Origin of the sequence: Ectobacillus funiculus, assembly GCF_004138295.1 — a bacterium.
In the GTDB taxonomy this organism is placed as follows: Bacteria; Bacillota; Bacilli; order Bacillales; family Bacillaceae_G; genus Ectobacillus; species Ectobacillus funiculus.
In genome coordinates, this window is the sequence record NZ_SCFM01000024.1 from 56,606 (window position 1) to 70,132 (window position 13,527).

The window sequence follows — 13,527 nt, forward strand, 5'->3', positions numbered from 1 at the left end:
CTACCCGACTGAACAAGCCATATATTACTTTGAAATGTCATATATTGATTAAAAGTGTACTTTGCGACAAGGATTGAGCATATCCTACATGAAGAAATATTAGACATTGGCTTAGCAATATTATTAAATCCGTTATTTTTATGAGGCTTGAGCACTTGAAAAGTCTTAGATGATAAGGATGTGGTGGGAATGAGTAGAGACAAGAAATCCATCCGATGGAAAAAAGAACCTGAACTGACTGGACGTATCGTGGTACCAAGTGACCTTGAATATAATGAGGCTCGAAAGGAATTCAACTCCTTTTTCAATAAGTTTCCCCTGGTCATCGTATTTGCCCAAAATACTCAAGACGTGGCCAATGCCGTGCTCTGGGCACGTTATCGGGACGTACCGATCCGTATACGCTCCGGTCGTCATAGCTATGAGGGTTTGTCGGTCGTTAACGCCGGTATTGTGATTGATGTTAGCGAGATGAATCAGGTAGAGATTGACCACAAGCTAGGTACTGTCACTGTACAGACTGGATTACGTGACCTTGCTTTATATGAGACACTCGGATCTGAGGGGGTAATGGTACCAGGGGGGCTATGTCCCACCACAGGCATCGCTGGGCTAACTTTAGGTGGTGGTCAGAGCATTGTAGCAAGGTCTCTGGGTCTGACTTGTGACAACCTACTTGGGCTGGAGATGGTCAACGCCAATGGGCGAGTGCTTAGAGCTGATGCCGACCACAATGCTGATCTATTCTGGGCCTCACGCGGGGGTGGAGGCGGGAATTTTGGCATTTGTACTACCTTTCGCTTCCGTACACACCGCATTGACACGGTTGCCTACGCCAATATCTCCTGGGACTTGAGCGACTTGGAGCCAGTTCTGCGTACCTGGCAGGATTATACAGCCCCCGACGCTGATAAAAGACTCACCCCCCTTCTCACGATAGTTTCAGGACAGGAGTCGTTGCTGGTAATGCAAGGGGTGTTTCTGGGCTCGGCTGCGAAGCTACGCCAGTTGCTACAGCCACTACTTCGAGCTGGCTCACCACAGCAAGTGTTCATAGAAGAGATTCCTTGGCTCGAGGCGGTAGAACGGATAGCGGACACACAGCCAGATTCAGAGCCATTCAAGAGCGTAGGCCCTTTCGTCAATCAACTGTTGCCAGACAAGGGTATCGACATAATCCGAAACTTCATCAATAAGCCGCCCGCCTCCTCAGTCAGTGTCAGTGTTTTGTTACACGGACTGGGAGGGGCAGTTGCCAAGGTGCCGAGCAATGCTACAGCTTACTTCTATCGCAAGGCGTTGTATAACCTATCAATCTGGTCCACATGGAGTTCTTCGGAAGGGGCAGCTCCTGGCATCCGATGGGTAGAGGAATTCCGTAAAGCCATGCTCCCATTTACCCAGGGGATATACGTCAATACACCGGACCTCTCAATCAAGAACTGGCCCAAGGCTTACTACGGCAGCAACTTCAGCCGATTGACTCAAGTGAAGGCGAAATACGATCCAGAGAATATTTTCAAATTTCCTCAGAGTATTCCTCCAGCTCGGTACTGGTGAAGAGCATTTAAACCACTGAGAAGGGAGATGGGATCTAGCACAATTGCAAATAGAAAACCAAATGATATCTTACATGATATAAACAGCAAAGCCATCTATTAGGGGCTGTTGACAAAAGGGGGGAGCGCAAAGCGCTCTCCTCTTTTTTACAAGATAAGAAAGTATAACTTTTTGGGGTGATGTCTAGCTCCCAAGACCCAAAATGACAGACTCCGGGCTGAACCTCCACAAAAGGCAAAAAGCGCCTTTTACTCCGGCCCACCCTTACGCTACCATAAAAGGTGAGCCTTGTCCGCTTTTCTTATTATCCGTGGCAAAGAGTACATTTTCAAAAAAAGAAGAGCCTATTACATACACTGACTTTATATGCTCTTCGGCATAGATTTTTCTAAAGCTACTTTCAAAAAGTCAATATACACCAAAATTTCTTCTGACAAAAATACATCGTTTCGTTTCACCAACCCCACTTGAATCAGACTGTTGCCTTCCAAAGGAATAGAAATAATATTGGGGTTCATGTAATTGTTCACAATACAGCCTGTTCCCAGATTGTAGCCATCTGTATTTGATAGAAGATTATTCATGGTGCCTCTATCCTTCAGATAGACTAGTTTTCTGATATTGTCCACATTGATGGCTTCTTCCGCAAAATGGAGCAGTACATCATCCTGCTGGTAGGTCAGATAAGGATAGTCTCTTAACTGTTCCAAAGTAATGCATGTAAGATGAGCCAAAGGATGCTCTCTTCGGAGAAAGACGTGTTGCCTCAACGAAGCTAGGGGAGTAAACATTAATGATTTTGAAATAAAATAACGCTCAAAAAAACTTTTATTTAGATTGGTCAGAGATAAAATTCCAAGAACACTTCTGCTCGCATACACATCATCAATCACATCGGTTGTCTTTCCTTCCCGAATCGTCAGCTCATATTTCCGCTCGGCAAAATAATTCATTAAATTCGCAACAGCCTCTATAACAAAGCCGTAATGTTGAGAAGAAATAGAAACCTTTGTTAAGTCCATTGTCTTCTCCTTATTAAAATGATAAACGACGGACTCCATTTGTTCCAAAAGCATTCTAGCATAGAATAATAATTCCGTGCCTTCCTTTGTAAAGAGAACCCCTTTGTTCGTTCTGTCTAAAATGGTAATCCCTAAATCAGCTTCCAGTTCACGCACTGCTTTACTGATACTAGGTTGTGTCACGTAAAGTGCAGAGGCTGCTTTACTGATAGAATTATGCTTGGCAATCTCCACTATATACCGAATTTGTTGAAACGTCATGTTCTCACCATCCATTTTTCGATTCTGCCAAATGTTTTGCTATAACCGCATTCTATGGCAAATGATGAAAAAGTTCAATTTTACGTTATGTATGGAGAGTTCTAAAATAAATATAGAAAATCAAATTTATTGTGAAAGGAAGAAAAAAATGATAAGAGAGGCAACTAAAAAGGATTTAATAGATATGTTAGAGATATATAATGATGCAATTCTGAATACCACCGCTGTATACACTTATAAACCCCAGACTCTTGAAAGCAGACAAGTTTGGTATAACCAAAAGTTAGAAGAAGGTTGTCCAATATTAGTATGTGAACAAGATGACAAAGTAGTTGGATTTGCTACATTTGGTCCTTTTAGACCTTGGCCAGCTTATAAATATACAATAGAACATTCTGTATATGTTCATAAGGATTATAGGAATCAGCGTATTGCAACAAAATTAATGCAAGAGCTAATAAAAATCGCAAATGAAAGAGAATATGCAACACTTGTTGCTGGAATTGATGCAGCAAATGAAGGTAGTATAAAAATGCATGAGAGAATGGGATTTGAATGTTCTGGTGTAATTAAAAAAGCTGGATTTAAATTTGATAAATGGCTGGATCTTGTATTTTATCAATTGGATTTAAAGGGACCTAAAATACCCTCAGAAGAATAAAAATCAGTAACAATCAGTGACTAGAAAGAAGGGATTGGATTTTCAGTTGAATTTACTTATAAAATGTATTGTGGCTGTTATTATTATGGTCATTGTTCATTATATCTCAAAGACAAATAATTATTATATTGCTGGATTAATATTAAGCTTCCCTGGTTTAAGCATTATTGCGTATTATTTCATGTATTTAGAACAAGGCGCTTCAAAAGTCCGAGTAACAACATATTTTGCTATGTTATCGGCCATAACCTTTGTAATTTTTCTTTTAGTATTAAATTTTACCTTAAAAAAATACAATATATATAATTCGCTTTTAATAGCAAGTCTAGTTTGGATAACTACCTCATCAGTATTAATTGTAATATGGAAAAGTTACAATTAATTGAATAAAACAGACATTCTTGATAATAGCAGTGTTTTAAACGTTTTTGGTACTCCTCTTGCTTTTGGGCAGAGTGTTGGATAGCTTCTTCTGCGTATTTTTCTAATAGTAAGAATTGAACTACCCCCACCTACTCGCTAACGCACCCATCACGTGCTTGAAGTGGGGGTCTTCTGTCGGAAAATGATAAAAAACAATTGACAATGATTATCACTATCGTATATTATTATCTTGTTGATAATTGTTCTCATGACAGTTGTCCGTCTTCTCAATATACATTCCGAAGGGACCAATTATTGTTCCCTTTGGAGTCCCTTTTCATAAATAAGTTCGTAACACTTGAAACATTCTGGATGATTCGCTTCATTACGATCATCAGTTTAAATGAAAACATAGAGTTGAATAGTATAACCTCGTTAATATAGGGTATGAGGGTGTCTACCAGGAGCCGTAAAATCCTGATTACAAAAATGTGTGTTTTTTGCATTGCTTTGTAATTAGGATTTTTTAATTTTTAGTTTTTGAAAAAGGAGAAAGAAATGAGAGTAGGAAAGTGTATCACAACTTATACAGGAATTGAATTTTATCCATTAGACCCACGAGTACAAGAGGTCTCAACAAGAGATATCGCACACGCCTTGTCATTGTTGTGCAGAGCAAATGGACACTATCGTCATTTTTATAGTGTGGCACAACATTCTCTCAATTGTGCCAAGGAAGCTAGATTTAGAGGCTATTCGGAACGGTTACAGTTAGCATGTTTATTGCACGATGCTTCTGAAGCATACATTTCCGATATTACCAGACCCGTTAAACAAGAATTAAGCCAATATCTAAAAATGGAACAACGCCTCCAACAGTTCATCTACACTGTTTATGGATTATCTGACTTAACGCAGCATGAACGTAGTCTTATCAAGGAAATTGATGATGATATGCTTGCATATGAAATGAGACTATTGCTACATTCTCATGAAGTATGCAAGGGGGAACTAATTGGACAACATAACTTTCAGTTTGTGATGATGAAAGAGGTAGAGGATGAATTTGTAAGGCTTGTGAAGGAGTTACAAAACAAATTATCTCTTACATCAACAATGGAATCCCTAAGTACACCATAGTACTGTTAATAACGAGAATGATGTGAACAAGGAATTCCCTCCGGCTAAGTGATCAGGGGGATTTTTATAGGATTCTTATTTTAATTTTCTTTCTACAACGGGAATTATGGAAATACCATGGGAAATTTTTTTTGTTAAAGTTAAGGGAATAAAAAATATTTTTCTTTTTACAACTGTAAAACGCTTTCTATTTGCTATAATCTTACCAAAAGTTATTTCGGAATGATGGAGGCAGAAATGGATTGTGGAGATACTATCCTTTACAGAGGAAAACAATATGTAGTTGTTCATATCTTTAATGATGGACTTATAGAGATTGGGATTCCCCAATTTGATAATTGGTTGTCTGTTGAGACCATTCCAATCACAAAGATTGAACATATTATTGCAAGAAGTAAGAAACAAAAACCCCTCTTAAATAAAGTAAGTAAAGCGACTTTCGCTTTCGAGGACTATGTAAATAATGCATAAGACTAAGATATTTTGTACATCTTAAAAACGTAGAATACCCCTAATATTCTACACCTTGATACCTAAGGGCTTTTATAAGTCAAACCAAAAGACTTCATCTTGAATGGGGTCTTTTTGTCATGTATTTCTGATAAAGAAAATTATGTGAATAAGCAACACCCTTCAGTTAAATGACCTGAAGTGTGTTTTTCTTACGAATGTTATTTGTCTGTGTTAGCTAGCAAATATCAAGGGTTTTGCTACTTTGTAACTTTCGATAATGCCCGATTATATCAATTGGAAATATATACGGTAATACAAAAAGGGTACATCTCTTAATAAAGACATATCCTTTTACAGATTTTCCTGTAATTTCATTGCTGTACTTTGCTCTTTTAGGGAGAAATTTATCAGTACATCTAATTGTTGACTGCATTCAATGGTTTTAGGATGGGTTAATCCATATAGCCTACCTAAATAAAATAGTTGCTCTCTTTTTGTTTCGATTAAATTTGTAAGACTAAACATAGTAGCGACCCTTCTGTTTAAAATGGAATATTAAATAAGTTAAATAATACCTAAAAGTAAGTCTATATAAAACAGTCCAAATTATGGTATGTCAGTCTATAATAAATTCCCATTAAGTAACTTCAAGGAGATACAAGAACAGAGAAAGGAAACTCTAATAAAACAAGGAGTTTAAATTAACATGTCTTTGAGAAATCAGTGGTTAATCAATATTGCAACGATTGTACTTTCTTGTTCATCCTTACCTTTTTTAGGAAGACACAATATAAAAAGATTTCTTCCTGCATCGGCACTTGTTGTATTTTTAGAATCATTAAATGTTCAAGTTGGAGGGAAACGAAAATGGTGGATTTTTTATAATAAGCCAAACTCAGATTGGACTAGAAGGACTGACGTGCGAATCAAGCATTAAGAAGGGAAGAACCCTGAAGATGGAGAAAGCTAAAATTAGTGCCATTCAGCTATTTGCCCTGATGTTTATGTTTGAGATGGGAACTGCATTGGTCATACCATATGGAATAGCTGCTAAAAATATTTTTCTAATTACGAACTGTATTTTTTGTATTACAGCAATAAATGAAAATGATTTATTTATGTGAACACGAATACTCTCCGGATCGCTTAGCTGGAGAGTATTTTTTGTATAATCCTAGATAGATCAAATTCTGATAATGAGCGATTATGTTAAACTACTATATATAGTATATAGAGGAAATATCTTCTCAAAAGCCCATTACTAAGATGGTAAAATAAAGGGAAGAGGTGAATAAGTTATGAGTTTTTTGATAGATATATTGACATACGAAACTTGTATCATAGCCGTCGTAAGCGTTGTGCTTGCTGTTCGATATAGAAATTACATAGATTGGTTTTACTTAATTTTTCTCTTCTGTATGGCTGGGGGAGGCGTTTCTTCGGCAAAAAATCATTTTCCTTTAGGGATGATGATTTGTAACATATTCGCTGTTATATCCCTTTTCTGTGCAGTTCGGCAGGCGAAGGAGCGTATTGGTAGTAAAACTGCCTCCTAAAGAACGGGAGGGGGTTGCTGTATGGATTTAAGTTTATAATTGTTCCAAATCCGTAGAGCCACAATAATAGGACACTGTGTTCATGAAAGGAAAAGAGTATGACTATTTTTTGGGTTATAAGCATGGTTGCGATGGTGATTTTTGGTTTGTTCGGAAGTATCGTAATTATTACGACAGGGTATAAGCTTAAAAAGTTAGATCTGATTTTATTAGGTTTGTTTACCCTTCTTATGGTGTTTATTCCAATAGTAGGTGGATTCATTGGAATAGATACACAGCAGTACACAAAGTTATCTAATCAATCGTACTGGTTCATTTTTGCTCTTTTAGCAGTTTGTATAACTCTTAATGGCATGATACGAAAAGCAAAGGTTATATCTGTAACTGGTGGAACTATGGTTTGTATGACCATAATTCAGTTAGCGTTATTTTTTTCAATATAGACTAACTGAGTGAGATGAACGTATCTGTAAAAGGCCGAAAAGAGGAATTTTCTATATCGTCTGATTATGTAACCTGACGTGAGTACCATATGTATCCTAATCTTTATAACAAATCGCTTCTGCTGAAGGGTACAATTAGGGAAAAGGAGTAGGGATATGGATCAAAGTAACTCCTGACTATATAAAAAAAGATGCGTCATGAAGGAGGCCACTGAAAAAGTGCCTACCTTGAGTAAATAAGGGAATTTTAATCAATATACAGAAATTAAAAGGAGGATAATCATCTACATATAGTAGATGATTATCCTCCTGTCCTTCTTAAATGGACTTTTTCAGTGCCCTCGTCATGAAGAGGCATCTTTTTTATATACTTACAATTATTCATTTTGCTTTTCATATTTAAGCTAATCAATTTATCTAGTTGTTAACTGCATTGGATGGTTCGGAAGTTGTTAAAATCATATATTATGTTTAAATGAATTATTTGACTTCTCTTTTCCTCGATTAAAATTATAAGGTTCGACATGGGTAATAATTTTTTGTTATACGAACGAAATTGTCTTACGATCTTCAAATTTTGGAATCCAATTACCGTGTGCTTCAATTAAATCATCGCACATCGCAATGATATCGTCCATTGATAATTCTGCGGCTGTATGAGGGTCAAGCATTGCTGCCTGATAGATGTGTTCTCTTTTTTTCGTTACCGCTGCTTCAATTGTTAAAAGCTGTGTATTAATATTTGTACGGTTAAGGGCTGCTAACTGTTCTGGAAGATCTCCTACATAGCAAGGAATGATTCCACTGCGGTCAGCAACGCATGATACCTCAACAACGGCCTTTTCCGGTAAATTGCTAATTAGGCGTCCTGTATTGAGAATGTTGCCGCCGAATTTAAATGGAACATTGGTCTCAATCGCTTCAATAATGCGGGAACCATATTCATGAGAACGAGTATGGGTAAGCTGTGTATTGTTGACCATCTCGTCGCGCATTTTTCCCCAGCGTTCAATCTGCTCTACACAACGACGCGGATACTCATCAAGAGGGATATTGAATTTCTCGATTAGCTCCGGATAATTGCGTTTAATGAAGTACGGATGATATTCGGCATTATGCTCAGATGATTCTGTTACGTAATATCCGAATTTATCCATTAATTCGAAGCGGACCATATCATCATGCTTGGTTTGTTGTTTTTCCCTCGCACGGCGTTTAATTTCCGGATACAAATCTTTGCCGTCACGTTTAATTTCAAGGAGCCAGGCCATATGGTTAATACCGGCGATTTTTTCCTCGACGCCTTCATGATCCATTCCTAAAGACTTGAACAGGTGCTCGCTGCAAACTTGTACGCTGTGGCATAATCCGACTGTTTTGACATTTGTATAGCGCAGCATTGCTCCTGTTAATGTTGCCATCGGATTTGTGTAGTTTAAAAACAGAGCATCCGGACAAACCTCTTCGATATCCTTGGCGAAATCCCACATAACCGGAATGGTGCGAAGCGAACGGAAAATTCCGCCAATCCCCAGTGTGTCAGCAATTGTTTGACGAAGGCCATATTTTTTAGGAATTTCAAAATCTATAATGGTGCTTGGTTTGTAGCCGCCGACTTGAATCGCATTAATAATGTATTTTGCTCCTCGCAATGCTTCTTTGCGGTCCGAATAGGCTTTCACTACTATGTTTGCCTGTAAGCTTTGTTTTAAATTGTTTAACATATTTTCTGAGTCTTTCAAGCGTTGTTCATCTATATCAAATAATGCGAACTCGAAACCAGCTAATGCCGGAACATACATGCAGTCACCAAGAATATTTTTTGCAAAAACTGTACTTCCTGCTCCAATAAACGTGATCTTTGACATAAATTTACCTCCTGTAAAGTGAAACCGGGACTGTCCATCTAATCTTCTAGTAGGTAAAAAATTGTTTTGAAAATCAATTACTTTCCCGGATTCAATTTTGTGTTTTTTTGTTGTTATAATCATATTAAAACGTTATCATAACAACATCAACGGTAAGTTAGTGCGATTGAAGGGTAAAATATTGTGTTTGATTTATGGGGAAGATTTTGGAATATACAGTTCTCGTTTTCAAGATGTGCTGCCTAACGATCTGGAGAGCATTTCAGTGATCAGGTCGGGAAGAAAGAATGCCGGTATACTCTATGATTTGCATAGGATAAAGCGGAGTTTAGTTGATTTCCTATAATTATTTATTATGTAAACCTGACATGTATGGAATATACATCCAAAAATCCGAACAGGTCGCTTCTTTTGAATGGTACAATAAGGAAACTTGTTTTTATTTTAAAGGAGTGTTGTTTATGAGACAGGTAATATATGTGCTTATTTTTTTACTTTTCTTTTCAGCAGGATGTGCAATGAACGAAAGTAGCAAAACAAACGATATTTATCTAATACCTGAAGGTTATGAAGGATATGTTTATGCTTTTTACAACGTAAAAGGTGCTTCTGAAGTACAAAGAGAAGGGGATTATGAAGTTCATACAATCAATGATAAAGGCTATTTTGTTACTTCTACTTCTAACATGGACTACGGTACTGTAACAGATAAATATTACTATATAGATAAAAGTGGTAAGAGAACAAAAATTAACTCAAGTTGTATCAGGGGTATGGGGACAGGAAGTACAGAAAGATATGGAGGAGGAAATTCAGAAAAAAAGATTGAAATTCATTACACAGGAATTGAAGTAAGAACAAAAGGATGTAGTAAAGAGTTTACTGTTTCAAGTAACGGGATGGACAGTGCAGATACGGAGCGTGCGTTGAAGGAGATATTACTTCAATACTACAATATTACTGAATAATACATAGAGAAACGTTAGATACATTGACTTCCGGTAACGGACTTTACGTTAACTAGTGCTATTTTTATTATTGTATAGGGTAGGATCATTTATATCTACTGGGACATTTTTTTCATCAGTGCAATCATCATCTGTATTTTCTTTGAACTGAAGCATCTGTTTGGATTCAGGTTTATTTACTGCAGGATCAAAAACAGCAAAAGCCAGCCCTAATGCAGTGCCAAAGGACACGAACCCCTTTTTTGACCGTTTCCAGCTAAAAAATTTTTTCATAGTGTTTAATAGCTCCTTTACCCTTCTAGTACACCACTGAATAAATCAAATTATACAATAAATCTTAGTACAAACAAAGTAATGACTCCCGATAATAAGATCTTATGTAAACTTCACATGTATAAGGCATTGATTAACATATCCACTTTTAATGTGTTATTTATGTAGGATAAAGGTATGATAAAGTGTTATAAGTAAAAATATATGAAATGACTCATCATATAACTCTATGGTATGTCTTCGTGGTGGTAGTAATTTATCAAACGTAATCTCAGCTATCTTTTTACGCTCACTTAAAACATGAGTTGTATGATTTAGCATATTTCGTTTGATTAGATAAGTAACATCATCCATAACAAAAGAAAAATCGTGAGCTAAATTAATTTTAGCTATGTCTTTCAGTAATAAAGAAGATGCTCCTTTATCAGTTTGATATGATACATTCCATTTGCTACGATTTGTTAGGAGTATGGATTTAGCTTCAGCTTGTTTATTTCCTTCTACATCAGTAGTGGTGACATGAAGAAACCAGTTATGAAACATAAGATCTACCATATACTCTAATTTATTCGTAAAAACACGTTGGATATAGCCTATTTTTTTATTATCTTGATTAAAAATTTCTAACTGTTTAGTAGAATTTTTAATTAATAAAGAGTCTGTATAGTAAAAGGTTTTTGTCATATCCACTTTATTCCTTAAATTGAAATTATTAATTGATTATATAGTATCACAATTTATATAAATATATTTGAACTATTACTTCCTCTTTCGCAGATTATGCGAACATGAGGGCCCCTCCAAATGGAATTAACAAAATGGAGAGAGTAAAAAATTTCTTTACCCTCTTATCTTAATAAGGTAACAGGAATCCGTTGTGCGCTTGTACATGATACATTTAGTGCTAAGGCAACGAGAGAACATAATAATACAAATATATTAGCGATGGGAGAGCGTGTCATTGGTTCGGGGCTCGCTCGTGATATCGCAAAAATATGGTTAACAACACCTTTTGAAGGCGGCAGGCACGAAAATCGTGTTAATAAAATAACAGTATATGAAGCGACCAATGAGTGAAATCATAATTTCTGTCATGCGGGGGAGCTAGACAGAAGTTTTTGAAAGCGTTAACTAGTTAATGGGTGAAAAGTAACGATAGCATCTATAAAGGTTTGTAGAATCTCAGTATCCTTTTTGCTTTATGATACCACTCCAATAGATTACACTATTAGAAAATTTATTGGGTTATATGAAAGGCATTTGAAATGGAGGGGAGAAAAAGAGGTGCATGTGATACTAGAAACGGTGTATCTGTGTCATGCAGTAGCTTTTGAAGGAAACACTATTGATTTTTATCTTAGTAAAAATAGAAATGCCAGATTAGCCAAGTGCCTTTCAAAAAGCCTTGGCTTCTTCGCATGTATCTTCTTCTCGTGCAACCACAGTTGCTGTAGTTGCAACGCCCCATAAAAGAGGAATCTCGATCGTGATGGAATTTCAGTTCTTTACTTTGCATGTAAATGTGCCATTATCCCCCGATTAACTTGTAGATTCTTACACTTTAAGAAAGTATAAATTTCTGGCTGGAAGGCAATTCGACGTAGTGAGAAATTTTAGGAATAAGTATACGAGCAACTACGCCTCTGTCTTCACCCAAGGGCGGGGCTTGCCAGTCGACGAGTTTTCTTTATTATATTTTGAAAGGATTTGTGCATTACTCTTATATAAAACCAAATGTAAGCGTTTTATAATTTGATTAAACATACAATCATACATTACTGAAAGGGCTGTAATGAAGATTTCTTTCAGGCATCAGGATGGGACACAGCGACTTGAAATCTAGCTTCGGCTCATAATTGAAATGAGAGGGGAACTGTGAAATGAATTGTGAATTCAGATTTGCCATTATCGGCTGTGGAGTCATCAGTCAAACTCATCAAGAGCAAATTGCTGCGATTGATGGTGCTTCCTTAGTAGCTGTTTCAGATATCAATGAAGAAAAAGCAAGAAGAATGGCAGAAAAGACCGGAGCAGACTGGTACGTGGATTATCGTGAAATGCTGAAACGGGAGGATATCGATATTGTCAATATCTTGACACCTAGTGGCATGCATGCTGAAATGGCCATTGAAGCAGCAAGGGCTGGAAAGCATGTGATCGTGGAAAAGCCGATGGATATCACTTTGGAAAAGGCAAAAATGATGATACAAGAATGTAGGCAAGCGGGTGTTAAGCTTGCTATTATCTCACAGCATCGTTTTGATCCGTCAACTGCAAGAGTGAAAGCTGATGTGGAGGCTGGAAAGTTCGGCGATATGGTATTAGGCCAGGCAGCTGTGAATTGGTACAGAACGCAGGGCTATTATGACAGCGGAGATTGGCGCGGTACTTGGTCTTTAGATGGCGGCGGCGCCCTTATGAATCAATCCATCCATACAATTGATCTGCTTCAGTATTTAATGGGACCAGTGGACAGCATCCAAGCTTATACCGCAACATTGGCTCATGAACGAATTGAGGTAGAGGATGTGGCTGTGGCATCCATCCGCTTCAAAAATGGTGCGTTGGGTACAATTACAGGCACAACTAGTGCTTATCCAGGTTTATCTGCACGACTGGAGGTTTTTGGTACGCATGGCACAGCAGTAATTGATAATGATCAGTTAACGCATCATTATTTACGTGCTGCTGATGAGCAGGGAGCGATGTACGGAGGTGGAGAAGCTGTCAATTTGGCTGCACAGGAGTCAGCAGCTGATGGAAGTGGGGCAGCAGATCCTGCAGCTATTAACGGCTATGCACATCGGCTGCAGATCCTTGATATGATGGCTGCCATCCGTGAAGATCGGGAACCATTGGTTAACGGGGAGGAAGGTTTAAAGCCATTAGAAATTATTCTTGCTATCTATAAATCTGCACAAACTAGAGAGACGATCACTATAGGATAGAAGGTGAAGAT

15 protein-coding genes, 1 pseudogene and 1 riboswitch are annotated in these 13,527 nt (G+C 37.4%); of the genes and pseudogenes, 11 read left to right on the forward strand and 5 right to left on the reverse strand.

The features are described from left to right. The first annotated feature begins 189 nt into the window (after positions 1–189). On the forward strand, positions 190–1,560 hold the full coding sequence (locus tag EP737_RS15950) for an FAD-binding oxidoreductase (RefSeq protein WP_205650950.1): 1,371 nt from the start codon (positions 190–192) through the stop codon (positions 1,558–1,560). Positions 1,561–1,922: 362 nt separating this feature from the next. On the opposite strand, the gene EP737_RS15955 is transcribed toward EP737_RS15950, so the two are convergent. Further along, the gene (locus EP737_RS15955; protein ID WP_165350824.1) at positions 1,923–2,843 is read right to left on the reverse strand and encodes a LysR family transcriptional regulator; all 921 of its coding nucleotides are present in this window, start codon (positions 2,841–2,843) and stop codon (positions 1,923–1,925) included. 148 nt (positions 2,844–2,991) lie between these two features. Here EP737_RS15955 and EP737_RS15960 point away from each other — a divergent pair, with 148 nt between their 5' ends. The 4 genes from EP737_RS15960 (at position 2,992) to EP737_RS15975 (ending at position 5,478) form a co-directional block, all read left to right on the forward strand. After that, entirely contained in the window at positions 2,992–3,504 is a 513-nt protein-coding gene (locus EP737_RS15960) for a GNAT family N-acetyltransferase (RefSeq protein ID WP_129728960.1), read from the forward strand. A 70-nt stretch (positions 3,505–3,574) separates the two neighbouring features. Beyond that, entirely contained in the window at positions 3,575–3,886 is a 312-nt protein-coding gene (locus EP737_RS26945) for a GlpM family protein (protein WP_205650951.1), read from the forward strand. A gap of 383 nt (positions 3,887–4,269) precedes the next feature. Next, positions 4,270–4,371: riboswitch (purine riboswitch) on the forward strand. Between the two features lie 54 nt (positions 4,372–4,425). Next, a complete protein-coding gene (locus EP737_RS15970; protein ID WP_129728962.1) occupies positions 4,426–5,007 on the forward strand; it encodes an HD domain-containing protein in 582 nt (193 codons plus the stop codon). A gap of 222 nt (positions 5,008–5,229) precedes the next feature. Further along, positions 5,230–5,478 (forward strand): hypothetical protein, encoded by a 249-nt coding sequence (locus EP737_RS15975; protein ID WP_205650952.1) that lies wholly within the window; start codon positions 5,230–5,232, stop codon positions 5,476–5,478. A 333-nt stretch (positions 5,479–5,811) separates the two neighbouring features. Here the strand turns inward: EP737_RS15975 and EP737_RS15980 are convergent, their stop codons facing one another. Continuing rightward, positions 5,812–5,985 carry an aspartyl-phosphate phosphatase Spo0E family protein gene (locus EP737_RS15980; protein ID WP_129728964.1) on the reverse strand — a complete coding sequence of 58 codons (174 nt, stop codon included), beginning with the start codon at positions 5,983–5,985 and terminating at the stop codon, positions 5,812–5,814. A 317-nt stretch (positions 5,986–6,302) separates the two neighbouring features. Here EP737_RS15980 and EP737_RS26030 point away from each other — a divergent pair, with 317 nt between their 5' ends. The 3 genes from EP737_RS26030 (at position 6,303) to EP737_RS15995 (ending at position 7,459) form a co-directional block, all read left to right on the forward strand. Next, complete coding sequence (locus EP737_RS26030) at positions 6,303–6,584, forward strand: hypothetical protein (RefSeq protein WP_205650956.1); 282 nt, start codon at positions 6,303–6,305, stop codon at positions 6,582–6,584. A 174-nt stretch (positions 6,585–6,758) separates the two neighbouring features. After that, positions 6,759–7,016, forward strand: a complete 258-nt coding sequence (locus EP737_RS26035) for a hypothetical protein (protein ID WP_129728966.1) — start codon at positions 6,759–6,761, stop codon at positions 7,014–7,016. 122 nt (positions 7,017–7,138) lie between these two features. Beyond that, entirely contained in the window at positions 7,139–7,459 is a 321-nt protein-coding gene (locus EP737_RS15995; protein WP_205650953.1) for a hypothetical protein, read from the forward strand. 542 nt (positions 7,460–8,001) lie between these two features. On the opposite strand, the gene melA is transcribed toward EP737_RS15995, so the two are convergent. Continuing rightward, a complete protein-coding gene (gene melA, locus EP737_RS16000; RefSeq protein WP_129728968.1) occupies positions 8,002–9,327 on the reverse strand; it encodes an alpha-glucosidase/alpha-galactosidase in 1,326 nt (441 codons plus the stop codon). Between the two features lie 461 nt (positions 9,328–9,788). On the opposite strand from melA, the gene EP737_RS16005 reads away from it, so the two are divergent. Next, a complete protein-coding gene (locus EP737_RS16005) occupies positions 9,789–10,295 on the forward strand; it encodes a DUF6843 domain-containing protein (protein WP_129728969.1) in 507 nt (168 codons plus the stop codon). 48 nt (positions 10,296–10,343) lie between these two features. On the opposite strand, the gene EP737_RS16010 is transcribed toward EP737_RS16005, so the two are convergent. Together EP737_RS16010 and EP737_RS16015 are read right to left on the reverse strand one after the other, a co-directional pair. Continuing rightward, the gene (locus EP737_RS16010; RefSeq protein ID WP_129728970.1) at positions 10,344–10,568 is read right to left on the reverse strand and encodes a hypothetical protein; all 225 of its coding nucleotides are present in this window, start codon (positions 10,566–10,568) and stop codon (positions 10,344–10,346) included. Positions 10,569–10,724: 156 nt separating this feature from the next. After that, on the reverse strand, positions 10,725–11,252 hold the full coding sequence (locus EP737_RS16015; RefSeq protein WP_129728971.1) for a tubby C-terminal domain-like protein: 528 nt from the start codon (positions 11,250–11,252) through the stop codon (positions 10,725–10,727). A 171-nt stretch (positions 11,253–11,423) separates the two neighbouring features. Between EP737_RS16015 and EP737_RS16020 the strand changes: the two are divergent. Then, positions 11,424–11,645 (forward strand): annotated as a pseudogene (locus tag EP737_RS16020) (RpiB/LacA/LacB family sugar-phosphate isomerase); the annotation flags it as partial. An 803-nt stretch (positions 11,646–12,448) separates the two neighbouring features. Continuing rightward, entirely contained in the window at positions 12,449–13,516 is a 1,068-nt protein-coding gene (locus tag EP737_RS16025) for a Gfo/Idh/MocA family protein (protein ID WP_129728972.1), read from the forward strand. Positions 13,517–13,527: the final 11 nt, after the last annotated feature.

What these genes read in the sequence shown, in the direction of transcription:
- EP737_RS15960 (WP_129728960.1), top strand. Translation starts at nt 2,992, where the DNA reads ATGATAAGAGAGGCAACTAAAAAGGATTTAATAGATATGTTAGAGATA.
- EP737_RS15975 (WP_205650952.1), top strand. Translation starts at nt 5,230, where the DNA reads ATGATGGAGGCAGAAATGGATTGTGGAGATACTATCCTTTACAGAGGA.
- EP737_RS15980 (WP_129728964.1), bottom strand. Translation starts at nt 5,985, where the DNA reads ATGTTTAGTCTTACAAATTTAATCGAAACAAAAAGAGAGCAACTATTT.
- EP737_RS16005 (WP_129728969.1), top strand. Translation starts at nt 9,789, where the DNA reads ATGAGACAGGTAATATATGTGCTTATTTTTTTACTTTTCTTTTCAGCA.
- EP737_RS16010 (WP_129728970.1), bottom strand. Translation starts at nt 10,568, where the DNA reads ATGAAAAAATTTTTTAGCTGGAAACGGTCAAAAAAGGGGTTCGTGTCC.
- EP737_RS15955 (WP_165350824.1), bottom strand. Translation starts at nt 2,843, where the DNA reads ATGACGTTTCAACAAATTCGGTATATAGTGGAGATTGCCAAGCATAAT.
- EP737_RS26030 (WP_205650956.1), top strand. Translation starts at nt 6,303, where the DNA reads ATGTTCAAGTTGGAGGGAAACGAAAATGGTGGATTTTTTATAATAAGC.
- EP737_RS26035 (WP_129728966.1), top strand. Translation starts at nt 6,759, where the DNA reads ATGAGTTTTTTGATAGATATATTGACATACGAAACTTGTATCATAGCC.
- EP737_RS16015 (WP_129728971.1), bottom strand. Translation starts at nt 11,252, where the DNA reads ATGACAAAAACCTTTTACTATACAGACTCTTTATTAATTAAAAATTCT.
- melA (WP_129728968.1), bottom strand. Translation starts at nt 9,327, where the DNA reads ATGTCAAAGATCACGTTTATTGGAGCAGGAAGTACAGTTTTTGCAAAA.
- EP737_RS16025 (WP_129728972.1), top strand. Translation starts at nt 12,449, where the DNA reads ATGAATTGTGAATTCAGATTTGCCATTATCGGCTGTGGAGTCATCAGT.
- EP737_RS15950 (WP_205650950.1), top strand. Translation starts at nt 190, where the DNA reads ATGAGTAGAGACAAGAAATCCATCCGATGGAAAAAAGAACCTGAACTG.
- EP737_RS15995 (WP_205650953.1), top strand. Translation starts at nt 7,139, where the DNA reads ATGGTTGCGATGGTGATTTTTGGTTTGTTCGGAAGTATCGTAATTATT.
- EP737_RS15970 (WP_129728962.1), top strand. Translation starts at nt 4,426, where the DNA reads ATGAGAGTAGGAAAGTGTATCACAACTTATACAGGAATTGAATTTTAT.